The organism is Nocardia xishanensis NBRC 101358, assembly GCF_001613365.1.
GTDB lineage: Bacteria > Actinomycetota > Actinomycetes > Mycobacteriales > Mycobacteriaceae > Nocardia > Nocardia xishanensis.
This window is the reverse complement of sequence record NZ_BDCF01000031.1, coordinates 68,468-89,421: the sequence shown is the minus strand read 5'-3', so window position 1 is coordinate 89,421 and position 20,954 is coordinate 68,468. Positions and strand designations below refer to the sequence as shown.

At 68.4% G+C, this 20,954-nt stretch carries 22 protein-coding genes and 1 tRNA gene; 13 read left to right on the top strand and 10 right to left on the bottom strand.

Annotated features, from left to right (window positions below):
* From NX1_RS22900 to NX1_RS22885, 4 genes are all read left to right on the top strand, one after another.
* On the top strand, positions 1-462 hold a 462-nt coding region (locus NX1_RS22900; protein WP_157119962.1), incomplete at its 5' end, for an AMP-binding enzyme.
* Between the two features lie 221 nt (positions 463-683).
* Positions 684-1,901: a Na+/H+ antiporter NhaA gene (nhaA, locus tag NX1_RS22895; protein WP_068063122.1), complete on the top strand. Its 1,218-nt coding sequence runs from the start codon at positions 684-686 to the stop codon at positions 1,899-1,901.
* Positions 1,902-2,057: 156 nt separating this feature from the next.
* Positions 2,058-2,561: a phage holin family protein gene (locus NX1_RS22890; protein WP_068063120.1), complete on the top strand. Its 504-nt coding sequence runs from the start codon at positions 2,058-2,060 to the stop codon at positions 2,559-2,561.
* A 52-nt stretch (positions 2,562-2,613) separates the two neighbouring features.
* Positions 2,614-3,549, top strand: coding sequence for an alpha/beta fold hydrolase (locus tag NX1_RS22885; protein WP_068063117.1), 936 nt, complete (start codon positions 2,614-2,616; stop codon positions 3,547-3,549).
* Positions 3,550-3,871: 322 nt separating this feature from the next.
* Here the strand turns inward: NX1_RS22885 and NX1_RS22880 are convergent, their stop codons facing one another.
* The 4 genes from NX1_RS22880 to nth form a co-directional block, all read right to left on the bottom strand.
* Complete coding sequence (locus tag NX1_RS22880) at positions 3,872-5,065, bottom strand: MarP family serine protease (RefSeq protein WP_068063115.1); 1,194 nt, start codon at positions 5,063-5,065, stop codon at positions 3,872-3,874.
* On the bottom strand, positions 5,062-5,781 hold the full coding sequence (locus tag NX1_RS22875; protein WP_084501680.1) for an NUDIX hydrolase: 720 nt from the start codon (positions 5,779-5,781) through the stop codon (positions 5,062-5,064). Before NX1_RS22875 ends, NX1_RS22880 begins: the two co-directional genes overlap by 4 nt.
* Positions 5,782-5,916: 135 nt before the next feature.
* On the bottom strand, positions 5,917-6,528 hold the full coding sequence (locus tag NX1_RS22870) for a TlpA family protein disulfide reductase (RefSeq protein ID WP_068063113.1): 612 nt from the start codon (positions 6,526-6,528) through the stop codon (positions 5,917-5,919).
* A 65-nt stretch (positions 6,529-6,593) separates the two neighbouring features.
* Positions 6,594-7,274, bottom strand: coding sequence for an endonuclease III (gene nth, locus NX1_RS22865; protein WP_218024169.1), 681 nt, complete (start codon positions 7,272-7,274; stop codon positions 6,594-6,596).
* Between the two features lie 244 nt (positions 7,275-7,518).
* On the opposite strand from nth, the gene NX1_RS22860 reads away from it, so the two are divergent.
* Together NX1_RS22860 and NX1_RS22855 are read left to right on the top strand one after the other, a co-directional pair.
* On the top strand, positions 7,519-7,761 hold the full coding sequence (locus tag NX1_RS22860; protein WP_067790206.1) for a hypothetical protein: 243 nt from the start codon (positions 7,519-7,521) through the stop codon (positions 7,759-7,761).
* A gap of 137 nt (positions 7,762-7,898) precedes the next feature.
* A complete protein-coding gene (locus NX1_RS22855) occupies positions 7,899-8,573 on the top strand; it encodes a Crp/Fnr family transcriptional regulator (RefSeq protein ID WP_011206875.1) in 675 nt (224 codons plus the stop codon).
* A 74-nt stretch (positions 8,574-8,647) separates the two neighbouring features.
* Here the strand turns inward: NX1_RS22855 and NX1_RS22850 are convergent, their stop codons facing one another.
* The 3 genes from NX1_RS22850 to sp36 are packed head-to-tail and all read right to left on the bottom strand — an operon-like array spanning position 8,648 to position 10,123.
* Positions 8,648-9,439, bottom strand: a complete 792-nt coding sequence (locus NX1_RS22850; RefSeq protein WP_068063111.1) for an MBL fold metallo-hydrolase — start codon at positions 9,437-9,439, stop codon at positions 8,648-8,650.
* 42 nt (positions 9,440-9,481) lie between these two features.
* Entirely contained in the window at positions 9,482-9,955 is a 474-nt protein-coding gene (locus NX1_RS22845; RefSeq protein ID WP_068063110.1) for a RidA family protein, read from the bottom strand.
* A gap of 3 nt (positions 9,956-9,958) precedes the next feature.
* Positions 9,959-10,123: a Sp36 family protein gene (sp36, locus tag NX1_RS36480; RefSeq protein WP_157119960.1), complete on the bottom strand. Its 165-nt coding sequence runs from the start codon at positions 10,121-10,123 to the stop codon at positions 9,959-9,961.
* A 199-nt stretch (positions 10,124-10,322) separates the two neighbouring features.
* Here sp36 and bagA point away from each other — a divergent pair, with 199 nt between their 5' ends.
* Positions 10,323-11,342: an ATPase BagA gene (gene bagA, locus NX1_RS22840; RefSeq protein WP_068063109.1), complete on the top strand. Its 1,020-nt coding sequence runs from the start codon at positions 10,323-10,325 to the stop codon at positions 11,340-11,342.
* A gap of 61 nt (positions 11,343-11,403) precedes the next feature.
* Positions 11,404-12,516 (top strand): ATPase BagB, encoded by a 1,113-nt coding sequence (gene bagB / locus NX1_RS22835; protein ID WP_068063106.1) that lies wholly within the window; start codon positions 11,404-11,406, stop codon positions 12,514-12,516.
* A 161-nt stretch (positions 12,517-12,677) separates the two neighbouring features.
* Here the strand turns inward: bagB and NX1_RS22830 are convergent, their stop codons facing one another.
* The gene (locus NX1_RS22830) at positions 12,678-13,001 is read right to left on the bottom strand and encodes a WhiB family transcriptional regulator (RefSeq protein WP_011206869.1); all 324 of its coding nucleotides are present in this window, start codon (positions 12,999-13,001) and stop codon (positions 12,678-12,680) included.
* A 377-nt stretch (positions 13,002-13,378) separates the two neighbouring features.
* On the opposite strand from NX1_RS22830, the gene NX1_RS22825 reads away from it, so the two are divergent.
* Entirely contained in the window at positions 13,379-15,733 is a 2,355-nt protein-coding gene (locus tag NX1_RS22825; protein ID WP_068063104.1) for a penicillin-binding protein, read from the top strand.
* Between the two features lie 67 nt (positions 15,734-15,800).
* Here the strand turns inward: NX1_RS22825 and NX1_RS22820 are convergent, their stop codons facing one another.
* Positions 15,801-16,265, bottom strand: coding sequence for a GatB/YqeY domain-containing protein (locus tag NX1_RS22820; RefSeq protein ID WP_068063102.1), 465 nt, complete (start codon positions 16,263-16,265; stop codon positions 15,801-15,803).
* Between the two features lie 189 nt (positions 16,266-16,454).
* On the opposite strand from NX1_RS22820, the gene NX1_RS22815 reads away from it, so the two are divergent.
* The 3 genes from NX1_RS22815 (at position 16,455) to NX1_RS22800 (ending at position 19,410) form a co-directional block, all read left to right on the top strand.
* A complete protein-coding gene (locus NX1_RS22815; protein WP_068063100.1) occupies positions 16,455-17,417 on the top strand; it encodes a metallophosphoesterase in 963 nt (320 codons plus the stop codon).
* A gap of 722 nt (positions 17,418-18,139) precedes the next feature.
* Positions 18,140-19,267, top strand: a complete 1,128-nt coding sequence (locus NX1_RS22805; protein WP_068063095.1) for a DUF8017 domain-containing protein — start codon at positions 18,140-18,142, stop codon at positions 19,265-19,267.
* A gap of 69 nt (positions 19,268-19,336) precedes the next feature.
* Positions 19,337-19,410, top strand: a tRNA-Pro gene (locus NX1_RS22800).
* A gap of 151 nt (positions 19,411-19,561) precedes the next feature.
* On the opposite strand, the gene NX1_RS22795 is transcribed toward NX1_RS22800, so the two are convergent.
* Positions 19,562-19,846: a hypothetical protein gene (locus NX1_RS22795; RefSeq protein WP_068063093.1), complete on the bottom strand. Its 285-nt coding sequence runs from the start codon at positions 19,844-19,846 to the stop codon at positions 19,562-19,564.
* 392 nt (positions 19,847-20,238) lie between these two features.
* On the opposite strand from NX1_RS22795, the gene NX1_RS22790 reads away from it, so the two are divergent.
* On the top strand, positions 20,239-20,946 hold the full coding sequence (locus NX1_RS22790; RefSeq protein ID WP_068063091.1) for a GntR family transcriptional regulator: 708 nt from the start codon (positions 20,239-20,241) through the stop codon (positions 20,944-20,946).
* The last annotated feature ends 8 nt before the right edge of the window (positions 20,947-20,954 follow it).

Below are 20,954 nucleotides of genomic sequence, written 5' to 3'. Positions count from 1 at the left end.
CAGGGCTGGTACTTCGCCGGCGACGGCGCCAAACTCGACACCGACGGCGACCTGTGGATCCTCGGCCGCGTCGACGACGTCATGAACGTCTCCGGCCACCGCATCTCCACCGCCGAAGTCGAATCCGCCCTCGTCGGACACTCCCACGTCGCCGAAGCTGCCGTCGTCGGCGCCACCGACACCACCACCGGCCAAGGCATCGTCGCCTTCGTCATCCTCACCGCCGAAGCCGAAAACACCGGCGACACACTCATCGACGAACTCAAAACCGAAGTCGCCCGCGAAATCAGCCCCATCGCCAAACCACGCGAAATCCACATCGTCCCCGAACTCCCCAAAACCCGCAGCGGCAAAATCATGCGCCGCCTGCTACGCGACGTCGCCGAAGGCCGCGAACTCGGCGACACCTCCACCCTCGTCGACCCCCACGTCTTCGAGGCCATCCGAGCCAGCCGCGCCTGACCGGTTCCCTCGCAGAAAGTGCGTGCTTGCGAGGCATGTGCACCATGGCCTTCACGCAAGGGCACAGGGTACGGCCGGTGACTGATCTTGTCACCGGCCGTACCCGTTAGAATTGCGTCAGGTGTGCCGGGAAGTCTGGTCGGCGTGCGGGCAGGTGGTTCGAGGCGCAACGGCTCGGGTCGCGGGTCCGCGGTTCTGCCCGCCCGGCCGAGAGGTTTTCCGTGATCAATCAGGTGCGCTCCGAGTTGACTCGGTATCTGCGGACCGAAACCGTAGGTGGCGCACTGCTTCTCATCGCCGCCGCGATCGCGTTGCTGTGGGTGAACTCGCCGTGGGGTGACAGTTACGTCACGATGACGGAGACGGTGCTCGCGATAAAGCCGCTGCATCTCGAGCTCACGCTCGCGGATTGGACCCAGGACGGTCTGCTCGCGGTCTTCTTCTTCGTCGCGGGGCTCGAACTCAAACGCGAGCTCGTCGTCGGCGAGCTCGCCGACCGCAGACGCGCCGCTCTGCCGATTATCGCCGCTGTCGGCGGCGTGGTCACGCCCGCGCTGATCGCCGCGGTCGTCGGCTACGGCATCGAGGGCATGGACCGCGGCTGGGCCATCCCGGTCGCCACCGACATCGCCTTCGCGCTGGCCGTACTCGCCATGACCGGTTCGCGCATTCCGGCGGGCGCGCGGGTGTTCCTGCTCAGCCTCGCCGTGGTGGACGATCTGCTGGCCATCATCCTGATCGCGGTGCTGTTCACCGCCGGGCTCGCGCTGCTCTGGCTGCTTGCCGCCGCGGCTTGTTTCGCGGCGTGGGCGCTTGCCCAACACCGGCGGATCACCTCGCCGGTGGTGTACGTGCCGCTGGCGCTGGTCTCCTGGTACGCGCTGCACGAGGCGGGCATCCATCCGACATTGGCGGGTGTCGCGCTCGGCCTGCTCACCAGGGTGCGCACGGACCCCGGCGAGGACAAGGCGCCCGCGACCAGGTGGGAGCATCGGTTCCAGCCCATTTCGGCGGGGCTGTGCGTGCCGCTGTTCGCGTTGTTCGCCTCCGGGGTTCCGCTGGACGGCAATATCTTCGGCGAGCTGTTCACCAACCGGCTTTCGCTGGCGATCATTCTCGGGCTGCTGCTCGGCAAGACCGTCGGCATCTTCGGAATCAGCTGGGCGGCAATCCGGTTCGGCGTCGCGAAGAAGCCGGCGAACCTCGGATACCGCGACATGTTCGCCCTGTCGGTGCTCGGCGCGATCGGCTTCACGGTTAGCCTTCTCGTGGCAGAACTCGCGCTGGCCGACGTCGGCGACGGCTCGTCCGTCGAATTGGCGAAGGCCGCGGTGTTGATGACCTCCATGGCGGCATCGCTCGCCGGTTCGGCGCTACTGTTGCGACGTGGGCGTGTCCACCAAGCTCGACGCGAGGCGCGTGCGTTGGAATCGGAGTGAGGGTGACAACGAAGGGCCACGGGCGTGCCGCGGAAGGAACACCGCGCGAGGGACGAGCCCGCAGGCGGTAGCCTGCGTGACGATGGCGGACGCCTGAAGCGCCGCACGTCGAACGGAGCTGAAAGCAGTGCCGGGACAGGGAGAAGGGTCGACCAAGTGAGTTTCACCCAGGGCGGTAACGGGAACGACGCGCACAGCGGGCGCACTGTCACGTCCATTCCGCTGACCGATGCCAACCCGACGAACTCCGCCAGTTTCGGCACCCTGGTCCGCGACGCGGCCGAGCAGATGTCGACGCTGGTGCGCGCCGAGGTCGAGCTGGCCAAGGCCGAGGTCACCGGCGAGATCAAGAAGGGCCTGCAGGGCAGCGTCTACTTCATCCTCGCGCTGACCGTGCTGCTGTTCAGCACGTTCTTCTTTTTCTTCTTCCTCGGCGAGCTGCTCGACGTGTGGCTGGCCAGGTGGGCTGCCTTCCTGATCGTGTTCCTGCTGATGGTCGTCGCGACCGCGGTGCTGGCGTTCCTCGGTTACCGCAGGGTGAAGAAGCTGCGCGCCCCCGAGAAGACCATCGATTCGCTGAAGCAGGCGCGCTCCGTGCTGCCTGCCGGCTTCGGCGGTACGCACGACGAGCACCTGGCGCTGGAGAAGCGCGTCGACTGACCGTGCGGGTCGTGGTCGCGACGACGCACGCCGACTACTAGGCTCGGTCGGCGTGTCGTCGAACTTCCTTCCGGATCCGTCCACCGTCCGCTACGACGGTCCGTGGACGCACCGGGATGTTCATGCCAACGGCATTCGATTCCACATCGTCGAGGCCGCGCCCGAGCGCGCCGAAGCGCCGCTGGTCGTGCTGTTGCACGGATTCGCGGACTTCTGGTGGTCATGGCGGCATCAGCTGACCGGGCTCACCGAGCTGGGTTTCCGTGCGGTCGCGGTCGATCTGCGCGGCTACGGCGACAGCGACAAACCCCCGCGCGGCTACGACGGCTGGACGCTGGCGGGTGATATCGCCGGACTCATTCGCGCGCTCGGCCATACCGAGGCGGCCCTGGTCGGTCACGCCGAGGGCGGGCTGGTCTGCTGGGCCACCGCCGTGTTGCACCCGCGGCTGGTGCGCGCCATCGCGCTGGTCGGCTCGCCGCACCCGGCCGCGCTGAAGAAGGCCGTACTGCGCGACTCGCGCCAGCGCCGCGCCTGGCTGCCGAACTTCCTGCGTTATCAGCTGCCGCGGTATCCCGAACACCGCCTGACCACCCGCGATGGGTACGAGGTCGAGCGGTTGCTGCGCCAGCGGGTCACCGAGTCCTGGTCGCACAGCGCCGAATTCGTCGACACGGTGCGGCGGATGCGCTCGGCCATCCAGATTCCCGGCGCCGCCCACTGCGCGCTGGAGTACCAGCGGTGGGCGTTCCGCAGCCAGTGGCGACCGGACGGCCGCCGCTTCATGGCCACCGTCCGGGTACCCATCGACATCCCCGTGCTCGCGTTGCGCGGCGAGTTCGACGACTACCTGCTGGCGAGCACCGTCCGCGGCGGCGAGCAGTGGTCGCCGCACCGCAGGCTCGTCACCGTCCCGAGCGCGAGTCACTTCGCGCACCAGGAGAACCCGGACGTGGTGACGGCGGAACTGGCGAAGTTCCTCGGCTGAGGTCGGCGCGCGACGCACACGCAACCCGGTCACGATCCAGCCGGGCAACGCGGCCCCGCACCGATGGATAGGCGACGGGTCAGGCGAGCGGTCGACCGGCAAACGCCACGCAGTACCGGACGAGGTGGGGCCCGAGACAGGCACAACACCGGCGCAAACGTGCTCGACCGGTCGGACAAGCTCATCCACGCCGCGATCCGTCCCGCGCCGCACAACCCCGGCTGGGGCTGCCAAGTACGTCGGCATCCGACATCCTGCACCGGCACGGCCGCCGACCGGCGAAAGCGGTCGGCGGCCGTTGCGCGGGCAATCTCGCCCGCACTCAGCTGAGCACGCAGGCTCCCGTGTCGACCGGTAGGTGCGCGCCGGTGGCCTTGTCGAGGTCGGAGCGGACCTCGTCGAGGGTGAGCACGTATCCGGTGTCGTCGTCGGTCACCGCTGCGCCGAATACGACGCCGAGCACCTGGCCTTCGGTATCGACCAGCGGACCGCCCGAGTTGCCCGCGCGCACCAGGCCGCGGACGGTGTAGACCTCGCGCTCGACCGTGCCGTTGCGATAGATCGTCGGGCCGGTGAGGTCGAGCGTCTCGCGGACGCGGGCCGCGCTCGCCGTGTACGGTCCGCCGCCCGGGTAGCCGAGCACGATCGCGCTGTCGCCGGAGCGGGCGGGCGCGGGCGCCTGCGGCACCACCGGCGAAGTCAGGCCGGGCACCGCGAGCACCGCGATGTCCTTGGACGGATCGAACAGCACCACAGTGGCTTCCAGCGGACCGCGCGCGGTGTCGACCGCGACGCTGGTGGTGCCGGCGACCACGTGCGCGTTGGTCATCACCCGTTCCGGCGCGATGACGAAGCCCGAACCCTCTAGCGCGCGCTGGCAACTCGGCGCCACACCGCGGATGCGCAGCACGCTCTGCTGCAGCGACGCCGCGACGGGGCTGGCGAGCACGCTCGGATCCGGCGGCTCGACCGCGGCGATGGGCGCGCGGCCGAACGGGCCGATCACGTCCGGCAGCCCGGAAGTGTTGAGCAGCTTGGAGAATTCGTTCGGGACCTTGCGCAGCCAGTTCGGCGCGACGTCGTTGACATCGGCCAGCACCCGGGAACCGTTGATCGCGGTCGCGATCGCGGGCTGCGACGAGGTCGCCAGCGGCAGCGCGAGCAGCCAGGCCGTGACCAGCACCGCCACCGCCTGCAACACCGCGCCGACCACGCTGTCCACACTGCGGGTGAACGGATGTCGCATCCCGCTGCGCGCGGCGCGGCCGAGCACCATGCCCGCGACCTCGCCGACGATCACCAGCAGCACGATCAGCAGCACGCCGGTGAGTACCCTGGTCCGCCCCTCGTCCACGTGCACCAGGATGTGCGGGGCGATGAGAATGCCTGCCACTGCGCCGAGCACGACGCCGAGGAAGGCCAGCGCCGAGGCCACGGCGCCCTGCCGCCAACCGGACGCGGCAGCGGCCAGGGCGAGCAGCACCACGATGAGGTCGAGCCAGGCCGAGGAACTCATAAAGTCATCCCCACTGCGGCAAGCGCCGTTTCCAGGTCACGCACATCGTCGCGGTCCCATTCCAGTTCCCAGCCCGCGGATTGGAAGATGCCCGCGAGTATCCCGCCGGTGAGCCCCCAGACCAGCATGCCGTCGACCTGGAAGGCCGGGCTCTGGTAGCCGAGGCTGCCACGGACGAGGAAGCGATTGGCCGGGTCGAGCATCTCGGAGAGCGGTACCCGCACCACCCGCTCGGTCTCGCTCTGGTTCACCACCCGCACCTCACCCGGCGTGCGCCAGTACGCCACCACCGGGGTCACGTCGAAGCGCGACGGCGGCACGAAGAGCTTCGGCAGCACCGCGAGCGGCTCGACGTGTTCGCGCAGGACGCCGGTCTCCTCGCACGCCTCGCGCAGCGCCGTGTCGATCGGCCCGTCGTCCTCGGGATCGACCGCGCCGCCGGGGAACGCGACCTGTCCTCGATGCTGGCGCAGCGTCGACGCGCGCTGAGTGAGCAGCACGTCGGCGTCGGCGGGCAGCCCGCCGGGGGCCGTCGGATCGTTCTCCGTCGAGCCGCTGAACAGCACGAGCACCGCGGCCTGGCGCGGTTCGCCGGTGATGGTCATGGCTCGGCGCAGGGCGCGCGCGATCGTCAACGTGTCGGTCGCCTCGGCGTGGCCGGGCTCGACGGCCCTGCGCAGCCAGTGCGGAATATCGGTGGGGAGCGGAATCGTCATGCCGCTCCCCCGGTGAACCTGCGCACCACCACCTCCACAACCGTTCTGTCCGCCCGCAACAGACGCTGCGAGATGTCTTGCGGTGTAGACCTTCTCACGGCGCCTCCGGGGGCGGTGCACACGACCGCCGCGCCGTCACGTTCGTACGCCCAGCGCCGCGGCCACCGTATCGGCAATATCGTCGACCCCGGTAAACGTACGCACCACGACTTGCGCGAGGGAACCATCCGGACGAACCAGCACCGAAATCGGCAGCACCGCAGGAGCACCGACCGCGCTGCGCACCTTCGCCTGGGCATCGAACACGCCGGGCAAATGCACCTCGAGACCCGTCAGGCGCAGCAGCGCCTTGATTTCGTCGGAATCGCTGTGCACGGTCAGCACCGTGACGGCGTCACCCGCGCGTGCCGCGAATTGTTGCAGGAACGGCAGCTCCTCGGCGCACGGCCCGCACCAGTAGGCCCAGAGGTTGAGTAATACGGGTTTGCCCGCGAGCGCCGCGGCAAGGTCGACCGGTGCGCCGTCGGCCAGGCAGGTCAGCGTGATGCCCGCCAGCGGGCCGGCGCCCGTCGCGCCCGTCGCGGGTCGCGGGCAGGGCGCGAGCGCGGCATCCGCGCGCAGCTGCGCGGGAACCTGCCGCTCGCCGGACTGGATGCGCGCATCGGACGCGGTGTCCTCGCCACCGCGCGGCCACAGCGCGATCACCGCGGCGACCGCAACGATCAGGCCGACCAGCGCCCAGCGCACCGCGGAGTGAGATCTCGCCGTGCCGGGTCGTTCCTCCCGCGACGTCTCGTCCGCGGCCCGCGATCTCACAGGCCGACCATCCCGAGGAGGTGTTCGCGCTCCGGCCCCTTCACCAGCTTGGCAGCGAGCTCTGGCTCGGTCGGCCCCGCGCCGAACGAGGGGCAGTCGCCGGCAAGCACGCACGCGCCGCACGCGGGCTTCCTGGCATGGCACACCCGCCGCCCGTGAAAGATCACGCGATGGGACAGCATCGTCCATTCCTTGCGCTCGACGAGCTCGCCGACGGCGTGTTCGACCTTGACCGGATCTTCCTCGGCGGTCCACTTCCACCGGCGCACCAGCCTGCCGAAGTGGGTGTCGACCGTGATTCCCGGCACGTCGAAGGCGTTGCCGAGGATGACGTTGGCAGTCTTGCGCCCGATGCCGGGCAACTTCACCAGTTCCTCGAGAGTGTGAGGTAATTCACCATCGTGCTCGGTCACCAGTGCCTGCCCGAGCCCGATGAGGGAGTTCGTCTTGTTCCGGTAGAACCCGGTCGGCCGGATGTATTCCTCCAGCTCCGCGCGGTTCGCCTCGGCGTAATCGCGCGCGCTGCGGTACTTCGCGAAGACGGCGGGCGTGGTGAGATTCACGCGCTCGTCGGTGCACTGCGCGGAAAGGATTGTCGCAACCGCCAATTCGAGCGGAGTGGTGAAATCCAGCTCACAGTGCGCGTCGGGAAAAGCGGCGGCGAGGGTGCGGTTCATGCGGCGTGCCCTTCGCACCAACCCCAGCTTCGTTTCCGCCTGTCGCGCGCGGGTTTTCCGTTTCGGAACGCTCACGGCGGCGGGTAGCGGATCGGTCGCCCCGTCGACAGCGGATGAGCCGTTCAGATCGGTCACAGACGGGGAGGCACGCACGCGTCCACCATACGGAACTGCTCCGACAAGTTGCCCGCTCAGATCCACTGCCGTGTTCCATCTGAGACCTTCACCGTGTTTACTCCTCGATATGCAAGGACTCGCTGTGGTGCTCTTCCCAGTGGTGTTGATGCTGTTCGCACTGCTGATGGAGCGGGTCGAGAATCGGCTCCGCAAACTTCTCGAACCCGATCCGGAGGTTCAGCAGTACCTGGACAGGGCAAGCAACGCCGAGGTCAAGGAGTTGACGAAAGCCGGACTGCCCGCGGCGGTGGCCCGGATGCGCAAGCGCCGGTCCCGCAACGACGACCTGGACGTCGCTCGAGCGAGCTGAATCCACCATCCCGGACACCGCGCAATCCACTCGTTACGTGGTGTCTGTCACTACGCCGCCACGATGCCGCGTAGACTGCGCTGTTGGCCGATTCGCTTCGGTCCAGCCCAGAGCCATTTCCCATAAGGAGCACATTCGTGGACGAGGCCCTCGCCAGAGCAGGCATCTTCCAAGGCGTAGAGCCCACCGCGGTGGCGGCACTCGCCAAACAGCTGCAGCCCGTGGATTTTCCGCGCGGCCATGTCATTTTCAACGAGGGCGAACCCGGCGATCGGCTGTACATCATCACCTCGGGCAAGGTGAAGATCGGCCGACGTTCCCCGGACGGCCGGGAGAACCTGCTCACGATCATGGGTCCGTCGGATATGTTCGGCGAGCTGTCGATCTTCGACCCGGGCCCGCGCACCTCGACCGCTACCACGGTCACCGAGGTCCGCGCCGTCACGATGGATCGCGACGCGCTGAAGTCCTGGATCGACCAGCGGCCCGAGATCGCCGAGCAGCTGCTCCGCGTGCTCGCCCGCCGTCTGCGGCGCACCAACAACAACCTCGCCGACCTGATCTTCACCGACGTTCCCGGTCGCGTTGCCAAGGCGCTGCTGCAGCTCGCGCAGCGGTTCGGCACCCAGGAAGCCGGCGCCCTCCGGGTCACCCACGACCTGACCCAGGAGGAGATCGCCCAGCTCGTCGGCGCGTCCCGCGAGACCGTCAACAAGGCGCTCGCCGACTTCGCGCACCGCGGCTGGCTGCGGCTGGAAGGCAAGAGCGTGCTCATCTCCGACTCCGAGCGGCTGGCGCGGCGCGCCCGCTGACCCGCTCCCCAAGACGGCACGGCCCGCCGAATCCAGCGCTCCACTGGATTCGGCGGGCCGTCGTTTTCCGCGACCTATAGCGCGGCGCGCAGGTACTCCAGCTGGGCTTGCACCGAGCTGCGCGCGGCCGGCCAGAGCCGCTTGTCCACATCGGCGTACACCTTGCGCACCACCGCCATCGCGCCCGCGTTCGGCCCGAGGTCGCGCAGCGCCGCGCGCACCTGATCGAGCCGCTCCCGCCGGTGCTCGATGTAGTACCGCGCGACCGGCTCCAGATCCGGGTGGTCCGGGCCGTGCGCGGGCAGCAGCGCCTTGCCCGCGCCGACCTCTACCAGCCGGTCCAGCGAGGCGAGGTAATCGGCGAGTGCGCCGTCGCTGGAATCCAGCACGGTGGTCCCGCTGCCGAGGATGGTGTCGCCGGTGAGTACCGCGTCGTCGAGCACGAAACTCACCGAGTCACCGGTGTGCCCCGGCGTCGCCAGCACGCGGATCCGCAGACCGGCCGCCTCGATCAGTTCGCCGTCGGCCAGCAGCGCGTCCGTGCCACGCAGGAACTCGCGGTCCGTCGCACGCACCTGCGTGCCGGTCAGCTTCACCAGCCGATCGATGCCGCCGGTGTGGTCGTGGTGACGGTGCGTGATCAGAGTCAGCGCGATCATGCCGTCGGTGACCCTGGCGATCGCCTCGCTGTGCGTCTTGTCCTTCGGCCCCGGGTCGACCACGACGTACTCCGACGCGTCCGGCGCGCGCAGGATCCAGGTGTTGGTGCCGTCCAGGGTCATCTGGCCAGGATTGTCCGCGAGCAGCACCGCCGCCGTCGGCGTCACCTGACGCAATTGCCCGTACGCGGGATGAGTCAGCGTCATCGCATTACCTCGGTCGTTCGGAGTCGTTGTCCGACAACGTGTCTAACGCACCTCGGCGATGAGTTCGACCTCGACCGGGGTGTTCTTCGGCAATTCGGAGACGCCGACGGCCGAGCGGGCGTGCACGCCCGCGTCGCCGAAGACCTCACCGAGGAACTCCGAGGCGCCGTTGATCACCAGCGGCTGATCGGTGAATCCCGGCGCGGAGGCGACGAAACCGACCACCTTGACGATCCGCACCACCTCGTCGAGGCCGACCAGGTCGTGCACCGCGGCCAGCGCGTTGAGCGCGCACAGCCGGGCCGCCTCGGCGGCAGCCTCGAGCGACACCTCGGCGCCGACCTTGCCGGTCGCGGACAGCTCGCCGTTCACGAAAGGCAGCTGACCCGAGGTGTAGACGAGCGAGCCGGTGCGCACCGCGGGAATGTACGCCGCGACGGGCGCGGCCACCGCGGGCACGGTCAGTCCGAGCCGCTCCAGGTTCTTCCGCCACGGAGTGGCCGCGTCGACCGCCATCGCCTACCGCCTCGGACGCTTCAGGTAGGCGACGTGCTGCTCGCCGGTCGGGCCGGGCAGCACCGACACCAGCTCCCAGCCGTCGGCGCCCCACTGGTCGAGAATCTGCTTGGTCGCGTGCGTCAGCAGCGGAACGGTCGCGTACTCCCACACAATCACATCGCTCATGCGGTGAGTTTATTGGCGAGCTCGCGGCGCTGTGCGTTCCGGGCTCGCTTGTCACGTTCCGCGCGCGGCGGACGGCGGATGATAGCGACCGACGAGACTGTCTGGTACAGAAGGTACCGAAATCGACAGTGTGACCGTATCCCTAGAGCGTGATCGCATAACGGGTTATAGGCTCGCGAACGTGGGAGTACCAACAGCAGTGCCTATTTCGGCGGAGCCGGGGCTCGAAACGGGTTGGCCGAAGCGCGCGGAAAAGGCCCGCTTGCACTACGTCTCCGGCAAAGGCGGAACGGGCAAGTCGACGGTCGCCGGTGCGCTGGCGCTGGCGCTGGCCGCGGGCGGGCGCCGGGTACTGCTGGTCGAGGTGGAGAGCAGACAGTCCATCGCGCAGCTGTTCGATCTGCCGCCGCTGCCGCCGACCGAGACCAGGATCGCCACCGCGGACGGCGGCGGCGAGGTGGTCGCGCTTGCGCTCGACATCGAGCACGCCTTCCTCGAATACCTCGACATGTTCTACAACCTGGGCTTCGCGGGACGAGCGATGCGGCGGATGGGCGCCATCGAATTCGTCACCACCATCGCGCCGGGACTGCGCGACGTCATCCTGACCGGCAAGATCAAGGAGTGCGCGGTCCGCGTGGACCAGACGGGCAAGCGGGTCTACGACGAGATCGTGGTCGACGCGCCCCCGACCGGCCGGATCGCCAGCTTCCTCGACGTCACCACCGCCATGGTCGAGATCGCCAAGGGCGGCCCGATCGCCTCGCAGGCCGAAGGCGTGTCCCGTCTGCTGCATTCGGACGAGACGATGATCCACCTGGTCACCCTGCTCGAGGCGCTGCCGGTGCAGGAGACCGCCGATGCCGTCGCCGAGCTCACCGCCAACGACCTGCGCATCGGCACCGTCATCGTGAATCGGGCAGGCGAGGGTTTCCTGCCCACCGACGTGCGTAATCGCGCCGCAGCGGGCGATATCGACCGCGACGCCGTCCGCGCAGGACTGGAAAGCGCCGGAATCACCTTGTCCGAAGCGAGTTTCGCGGGCTTGATCACCGAGACCGTCGAACACTCGGCCCGGCTGCAGGCCCAGGACGCGAGTTCGGCCGAGCTGAACAAGGTCGACGTGTCGCAGCTGTACCTGCCGACTCTGGCCGACGGCATGGACCTCGGCGGGCTGTACGAGCTGGCCGAACATCTGACCGCGCAGGGAGTGCGATGAGCGAACGAAGTCAGCGGCGCGCTGTGCGCGTGCCGGAGCCGAGCACCAGTGGGGCGCAGTCGTGAACACGCTGGACATTTCGAGGATCATCGCCGACCCGACCGCGCGGGTCGTGGTGTGCTGCGGGTCAGGCGGCGTCGGTAAGACCACCACGGCGGCCGCGATCGCGCTGCGCGCAGCCGAACTCGGCCGCAAGGTCGTTGTGCTCACGATCGACCCTGCCCGCCGACTGGCTCAGTCACTCGGCATCGCCGATCTGGACAACTACCCGCAGCGGGTGGTGCTCGGCCCGGAGGCCAAGGGCGAGTTGTACGCGATGATGCTGAACATGCGTCGCACGTTCGACGACATGGTGCTCGAGCACACAACCGCCGAGAAGGCCGAGCAGATTTTCGCCAATCCGATCTATCAGACGGTCGCGTCCTCCTTCGGCGGCACACAGGAATACATGGCGATGGAGAAGCTCGGGCAGCTGGCGAACAAGCGGGAATGGGACCTGATCGTGGTCGACACCCCGCCGTCGCGCAACGCACTCGACTTCCTCGACGCGCCCAAGCGCCTCGGAAACTTCTTGAACGGCAAGATGATTCGGCTCATCATGGCGCCGGGGCGCGGCGTCGGCCGGTTCGTCACCGGCGCGATGAGCCTGGCGATGCGCGGCGTCTCCACCGTCATCGGCGGGCAGATGCTCAAGGACGCGTCCGTCTTCCTGCAATCGCTGGAATCGCTGTTCGGCGGCTTCCAGGACCGCGCCGACCGCACTTACGCGATGCTGTCCAAGCCGGGCACCCATTTCCTGGTGGTGGCCGCGGCGGAACCTGACGCTCTGCGCGAGGCCTCGTTCTTCGTCGATCGGCTCTCCACCGAGCAGATGCCGCTTTCGGGCCTCGTGCTCAACCGGACGCATCCCGCGCTGAGCGATCTGCCCGCCGATCACGCCCTCACCGCCGCCGACCAGCTGGCCGAATCCGACCCGCTGACCAGCGCGGTGCTGCGCATCCACGCCGAACGGGTCGAGACGGCCAAGCGCGAGCAGCATCTGCTGCACCGCTTCACCGGGGCGCACCCGCGGGTGGAAATGGTCTCGGTGACCGCGCTGCCGTTCGAGGTGTCCGATCTCGAGGCGCTGCGCGTGGTGGGCGATCAACTGACCGGAACGGTCCTGTCCGCGTAGGCGCACCTCCGTCTACGCTCCGGTTGTGCACGGACTGCGTCCGGCTGCGCCGTTCCCACCCACCGGCGACCAGACCATAACGTTCGGTATTGAGTCGGAATCGCTATAGGCCAAAACGAAACCGAGCCCGCAATCGCGGGCTCGGCTTCTGTTTCGTTCGACTACATTGCCACCTGATGCTGACGCTGGGCCTGGAAGAAATCGGCCCAGGAGGTCACCTCGGGATGCTGTTTCAACAGCGCTCTGCGCTGCCGTTCGGTCATCCCACCCCACACACCGAATTCCACTCGATTGTCGAGGGCATCGGCTCCACACTGCATCAGCACCGGACAGTGCCTGCAGATCGTCGCCGCTTTGCGCTGCGCCGCGCCGCGGACGAACAACTGATCGGGATCTACTTCCTTGCATCGGGCCTGGGATACCCAGGCGATTCGCGCTTCGGCCTGCTCCACGTCCAATCGAGCGATGGGGGTTGTCATATGCATTTGGTGTGCCCCTTTGCAGTCCGAACACCGGGTCAACGGCGCTCCAGAATCGCGTGCCAGATCGCAGCAACCCGAACCCCGCTGCGCTCTGAACCACATTCCACTTTGAGTGTTAGCTCCATCACACTGGGTTCTCAATCTAGGTAAAGGTATGGCTCGAGCGCAAGACCGTCTCGAGATTTTTTGGTACGCCCGTCCATGCAAACGTGATAGAGAACCGGGCAGTCGGGTCGGTTCACGACGCGCCCATGCGCGACACGCCGGACACGCCTGAACGACACGCCCAACAAGCCGGGTCGAGCACTGGATCTCGCGCTCCGACAAACACACCCGACAGCGCGAGAAGCGCACCCCGTACCCTTGGGAACGTGTCGAACGTGCCGATCACACATACGCTCGCGAAGCTGGCGGGCAGCTGCGCGCTGGCCGCAGTACTCGTCGCCGGACTGCTCTTCCCCCTCGCCGGCGGGTTTGGATTCGTCTCCAACCGCGCCGCCGATGCCGTGGACAACGTCTCCTCGGAACTGGTCGAGGGCACCGTCCCCGCGGTCTCGACGATGGTGGACAAGAACGGTTCGCCCATCGCCTGGCTCTACGAGCAGCGCAGGTTCGAGGTGCCGAGCGAGCGGATCGCCAACAACATGAAGTTGGCGATCATCTCCATCGAGGACCGCCGCTTCGCCGAGCACGACGGCGTCGACTGGCAGGGCACGATGCGCGCGTTCCTCACCAACACCACCAGCGGCGAGGTGCAGCAGGGCGCGTCCACCCTCGACCAGCAGTACGTGAAGAACTTCCAACTGCTCGTGGTCGCCAAGACCGACGCCGAACGCCGCGCGGCGATCGAGACCACCCCGGCGCGCAAGATCCGCGAGATCCGCATGGCGCTGACCCTGGACAAGGAACTCACCAAGGACGAGATCCTCACCAGGTACCTGAACCTCGTGCCTTTCGGCAATTCGTCCTATGGCATCCAGGACGCGGCGCAGACCTACTTCGGCGTCGACGCCGCCGACCTGAACGTCCCGCAGGCGGCGATGCTCGCGGGCATGGTGCAGTCCAGCTCCAAGTTGAACCCCTACACCAACCCGCAGGGCGTGCTGGAACGCCGGAACACCGTGCTGGACACGATGATCCAGAACATCCCGGGCCGCGCGGAGGAGTTCCGCAAGGCCAAGTCGGAGCCGCTCGGCGTGCTGCCGGAGCCGAAGGGCCTGCCGCGCGGCTGCATCGCCGCACAGGACCGCGGCTTCTTCTGCGATTACGCGGTGCAGTACCTGGCCGAATCGGGCATCAGCCGCGAGCAGATCGACAAGGGCGGCTACCTGATCAAGACCACCCTCGATCCCGCCGTGCAGGACTCGGTCAAGCGCGCGGTCAGCGAGGCGGCCAACCCGAACCTCGACGACATCGCCGAGGTGATGTCGGTGGTCGCGCCGGGCCAGGACTCGCACGACGTGGTCGCCATGGCGAGCAGCCGCACCTACGGCCTCAACCGCGACGTCAACGAGACGGTGCAACCGCAGCCGTTCTCGATGGTCGGCGACGGCGCAGGCTCGGTCTTCAAGGTATTCACCACCGCCGCGGCCATGGAGAAGGGCCTCGGCATCAGCTCTCAGCTCGACGTGCCAGGCCGCTTCGACGCGAAGGGCATGGGCAACGGCGGCGCGCGGGGTTGCCCGCCCGCTACCTACTGCGTCGAGAACGCGGGCCGCTACAAGTCGCCGATGTCGGTGACCGAGGCGCTGGCCACCTCGCCGAACACCGCGTTCGTCAAGCTGATCCAAGCCGTCGGCGTCACCCCGACCGTCGACATGGCGGTGCGGCTCGGCATGCGCTCGTTCACCAACCCCGGCAGCTCGGGGCACGGCAACCAGAGCCTGGCCGACATGATCAAGGACCAGAACCTGGGCTCGTTCACCCTCGGCCCGGTCGCGATCAACCCGCTCGAGCTCTCCAACGTCGCCGCCACGCTGGCCTCGGGCGGACGCTGGTGCCCGCCCTCCCCGATCAAGGAGGTCGTCGACCGCAGCGGCAAGCAGGTTCCGCTCACCCAGCAGGCCTGCGAGCAGGTCGTCGATCCCGGCCTGGCCAACACGCTGGCCAACGCCATGAGCAAGGACGACACGGCGGGCACCGCGGCGGGCGCGGCCCAGGCGACCGGCTGGAACCTGCCGATGGCGGGCAAGACGGGAACCACCGAAAGCCACCGCTCCTCGGCCTTCCTCGGCTTCACCAACTCGCTGGCCGCCGCGGTCTACGTCTACGGCGACAGCCCGACCCCCGGCGAGATCTGCTCCTTCCCGCTGCGCAACTGCGGCGACGGAAACCTGTTCGGCGGTAACGAACCCGCACGCACCTGGTTCAGCGCGATCAGGCCGGTGGTCGGCAACTTCCCGCCGCCCGCGCTGCCGCCGCTGGACGACAAGTACGTCCGCGGCGCGAACAACGCGCAGGTGCCCGACGTGGTCGGCATGTCGCAGGGCGAGGCGACCACCGCGCTGGTGGCCGCGGGCTTCCAGGTCTCGGCCGTCAACGGATCCGGTCCGCCGCCCAAGGGCAGCGTGATGAGCATCGCGCCGAACGGATCGGCGATTCCCGGTTCGGTGATCACGATCTACATCAGCGACGGCACCCAGCGCCAGGCCCCGCCGCCTGCCGCACCGGGACCGCTGCCGCCGCCACCGGCGCTGCCGCCCGGCTTCCCGCTGCCGCCCTGGTGGCCCCGGTAATCAATGAACAAAAGAACCGCCGACCGGCGCTACTGCGCTCGGTCGGCGGTTCTGGTTCGGGCAGGGTTCAGAGCCGGGCTTTCACGGCCGCGGAGATCCGCGAGCCGTCGGCCTTGCCCTCGGCCAGCGCGGTGGCGATCTTCATGACCTGGCCCATCTGGCGCATGCCAGGGCGTTCGCCCAATTCCTCGGCGACCTGGGCGATGGCGGTGTCGGCCAGATCGGCGATCTCGGCCTCGGTCAGCTGGGTCGGCAGGTACTCGTCGATGATCCTGGCCTCGGCGTGTTCGTTGGCGGCGAGCTCGCCGCGACCGGCCTGGGTGTAGACCTCGGCCGACTCGTTGCGTTTCTTCGCTTCCTTCTGCAGCACCGCGATCACGTCGGCGTCGGAGAGTTCACGCGCCTCCGCGCCCGCGACCTCGGCGTTCTGGATCGCGGCCAGCAGCATGCGCAACGTCGCGAGGCGCAGCGTGTCCTTGGCTTTCATCGCGGCGGTCATGTCCGTCCGCAGCCGATCTTTGAGTTCCGACATGAGGCACACGGTAGCCGGTCGCCGTCCCGGGGCCCACCACATTTCACCCCGGCGTCGCGCGGGCGAACGGGGAAGATCGCAGCTCGCGGACCCGCCGGGACGATTCGGCGCCGCCCGGCGCGAGTGAGCCCGATGGCCTGTGCGGAAACACACTCGGCGTTCTGAGTCAGCCTCACCTATGCTGGGCAAATGCCCGTAATCTCGACCTCCGCCGTCCGCCGAACCGCGCTGGGAGCCACCGGGGCCGCGGTAGCCGGAATCGGCTACGCCTCGCTGATCGAGCGCAACGCGTTCGTCCTGCGCGAGGCGACCATGCCGGTGCTGCCGCCCGGTTCGTCGAGCCTACGTGTTCTGCACATCAGCGATCTGCACATGATGCCCGGTCAGAAGCTCAAGCAGCAATGGCTGCGCGAGCTGGATCGACTCGAGCCCGATCTGGTGGTCAACACCGGCGACAACCTCTCGCACCAGAAGTCGGTGCCCGCGGTGGTTCAGGCCCTCGGCGGATTGCTTTCCCGCCCGGGCCTTTTCGTTTTCGGCAGCAACGATTACTTCGCGCCGGTGCCGAAGAACCCGATGAAGTACTTCAAGAAGGACCACCGCCGCGTCTACGGCGCGCCGCTGCCGTGGAAGGACCTGCGCGCGGCGTTCACCGAACGCGGCTGGCTCGATCTCACCCACGTGCGCCGCGATCTCGAGGTGGCGGGCGTGCGGATCGCCACCGCGGGCGTCGACGACCCGCACCTGCAGCGCGACCGGTACGACACGGTGGCAGGCGCCCCCAACCCGCTGGCCGAGCTGCGCATCGGCCTCACCCACTCCCCCGAACCCCGGGTGCTCGACCGCTTCGCCGCCGACGGCTACGACTTGGTGCTCGCCGGCCACACCCACGGCGGCCAGCTGGTGCTGCCCGGCTACGGCGCGCTGGTCACCAACTGCGGCATCGACAAGTCGCGCGTGAAGGGCCCGTCGAAGTGGGGCGAGCACACCCAGCTGCACGTCTCCGCCGGCATCGGCACCTCGCCGTGGGCGCCGTACCGGTTCTGCTGCCGACCCGAAGCGACCCTGCTGACTCTCGTCGCCGCTCCCCCGAAGCGTCCGGCGGCCGAGAACAACCACGGGTTCTCGACCTCGGAGACCGTCGCTCGCTGATCGGCCGCGACCGCGGCCTCGGCACTTCCCCAGCTCGACACGCCAACCGACGCAAGGCTTGTCCGTCCTTACCGGGCGCGGACCGCGCTTCGCCGACCCGGTAGGGTCGCGTGCCGAAACTTGAATCGGTCGACTAGGGGACGACTTTGAGCAGAGGATTCGACGAACCACGCACCGCCGCCGGCGGCATACCCGGCGCACCGGTGCGCGCCGCCGCCTCGGAGTTCGACGGCACGTCCGCGCCGAATCTTCCAGCCGCCACCCAGTTTTCGCCTGATCCGTCCATGACCGGATCGGCGCATCCGGTCCACCACGCTGCCATGGCTCGGCAGCAAAGTCTCTATGCCCGAGACGAAGTCGCTGCGAATGCGCAGTTCGCCGGGGGCGCGGCGCAGGCGGTTACGGGCTCGGCGCAGGCCCCGACGGGCACGGCGCCTTTCCCTAGGGGCACGACACAGATCGCCACGGGCACGGCGCCTTTCCCCACAGGCTCGACGCAGGTCGCTACAGGCGCGACACAGATCGCCACCGGCACGACACAGGTGGCTACAGGCTCGACACAGGTCGCCACGGGCACAGTGCAGGTTGCTACAGGGACCGCGCATGTTGCTACAGGCACGACGCAGTTCGCCACGGGCACGACACAAATCCCAACGGACGCGGCGCAGTTCGCCACCGGCACAACACAGGCCGCCACGGGCGCGGCGAAGGTCGCTACAGGGATGGCACAGGCCGCCACAGGCACGATACAAATCCCGACGGGCGCGGCGCAGCCCGCCACCGACACAACACAGGCCCCAACCGGCACGGCGCAGCCCGCCACCGACACAACACAGGCCCCAACCGGCACAGCGCAGCCCGCCACAGGCACGACACACGTAGCCACGAGCGCGGCGCAGGCCGCAGGCACCGCGCAGTTCGGCACCGGCACGACACAGGCGGGCTACGCAGGTGGATCGCACGCGCGGGAACTGACCGGGCACGGTGCCCTGCAGTTCGGTGGGATCCCCGCAGCGAATCAGAACTACGGCGCGTCCAGCGGGTGGGCGGAGCCGATGGGAGCGGTCGGTAGCGCGCCGGGAGACTTCTGGATCGAACCGCGACTGATGGACCCGCCGCGTACGGCGGGCGGCCGTGCATGGCTCGGTATCGGCGTCGCGGCGACGGTTCTGGTCGCGGGCGCGGTAGCCGTGGTGGTCGCGGGAGGCACGGACGAGGCCAGTGCGGACGGGACGCCGTCGATGGTGAGCGCGTTGACCACCTCCGCCGGAACGAGGGCCCCGGCGCGGCGGCAGGCGGCGCAGCCGGGGCCGCCGGTGGTGCCTGGGTACCAGGTCGTCGTCGTACCCGACAGCGCCGCCGCGTACGACGTGCCCGCCGACTGGACCGTCGGCGATCCAGGCGCCTCGGGCGGGTTCGGCAAGCCGCCCAACACGGTCGGCGGCAAAGGGTACGCCACCGAGGGCAAGAACTACTGCCAGGGATCGACGCGCACCGTGGCATTCGTCACCGGCTCGGACAACACCGATACCGTTGGCGCCGCCACCGAGCTCGGCACGAAGACGGCGAAGATCGCGTACTCCAATTCGCCCGGCGGCGGCATTCCCGGCGCCCCGCAGCCGCTGGAATCGCTCGACGGCGCCCAGCACGGCACGTTCGTGGAGACCAGGGGCGCCATCACCGACGCCAAGCCGGGCTGCGCCACCGAGTACTCGGTGTACACCTTCGCCACCTCCGCCGACATCGGCAGCTTCGTCATGGTGATCGCCGCCGACACCGGCGTCCCGAACGCGGTCGACTCGGAGTCCGCCAAGCGGATCTTCCGCAGCGTCCGCTCCTTCGAAAGCTGATTCACCCGATTGACCTGCGGGTTTAACGTCTGGACCTTCCCTGTTGTAAGCTACTCCAGGTTCGCTTCACGGGGTGTGGCGCAGCTTGGTAGCGCGCTTCGTTCGGGACGAAGAGGTCGCAGGTTCAAATCCTGTCACCCCGACTCGTGTGGTTGAGACACGACAGGGCCCCTGACCGGTATTCCGGCCAGGGGCCCTTTCTTTATTCGATCGTGGACCTGATCCTTCGAGGCGCGTGTGCGGCGAGCTCATCGGGGCTCGCGGGACAGCAATATCCGCGCGCGCCGCGTGGCGCTAGGCCATCCGACGCACTACCCGAGCGTCGGCCTCGACAGCGCCACGCGGTACGGCACCGGCGTTGGTATCGAGGCGACCGGCGAGGCGCTGATGACGCGCGCGCTCGGTCCTGACGGCACCTTGTCGAGTCGAGCTGTCCGTCAGGCCACGCCGTTCGGCGTCGCCCAGCGGCGATTCACCGCCCGGCGGCTCGCCCGGCACCGGCCACCAGACGGTCGCGGCGATCACCGCGAGCAGCCCGCACACCAAGGCCAGCAATGCGAAGAACACGGAGGCATTCATGGCTTCCTCCCAGCGACAACAGGTCGGCGCCCCGGCGCCGGGACAGCCGGCTGAAGGCGCACAAGGCCGGCATGCCGATGAGGGACAGCATCGTCCCGGTACCGGGGCTATCCCAAGCATCGGCGCCCGATATGACGGCCAACCAAACCCCGTGTAGCCCGCTGTTGCAGTCTCCTCCTATCCCATCCGCACGGATGGTGAACTCCAATCTCGATGCGGGGCGATAGCCCGACGATTGTGCTCGAGGGTATGCCCGCCGATCACGGGTTCCGGGTGAGCCGGCGCTGGAGTGACCGGCGGTAGGGTGGGCGGAGGGCGCGGTGAGGAGACGCTTACCGCTTGATAACTTGCGGACACATGGCCGAAACGCGAGGTCCATAGCGTATACACGCATGTCGACACGGGTGGCCACGCTGGCCGATGCAGCGGGACGGCCGTTGCGCGACGTGGTCTATACGACGTTGCGCGATGAGCTGATGAACGGTGACATCAAGTTCGGGGAGCGGCTCACCGAGCCGAAACTGTCCGCGCGCTTCGGTATTTCGCGCACGCCTATTCGCGAGGCGCTCACCGTGCTGTGTTCGGACGGGCTGTTGCGCCGCGAGGAGTACGGCTTCAGCCCCGTGCGGCCGAGCATCCCACTGATTCGCGACCTCTACGAATTGCGAATCACGCTGGAGCTCGGCGGTATTCAGCGCGCCATCGGCAATCCCGAGGTGCGCCACGACCGCGCGCTGCTGGAGGCCGAGCGGGCGAGCTGGCTCGAGTTGCAAGCCGATCCGCCGGAGCAGGAGCCGGGTTTCGTGGTGCGCGACGAGGAATTCCACGTCACGCTGCTCGCCGCGGCGGGCAACGCCGAACTGGTGCGCGCGCTGAAATCGGTGAACTCCCGTATCCGGCACGTGCGCATGTACGACTTCATGGTCAACAACCGGATCGAAACCACCATCACCGAGCACCTCGCGATCCTCGACGCGGTGCTCGCCGAGGATCTGTCGCTGGCTTATCGCCTGCTGCACACCCACATCGGGGAATCACTCGACGTCGTTCTGGAGCGGGTCACCCGCGCCATCACCGCGATGTCGCTCGCAACTGAATAGGGAGCCTC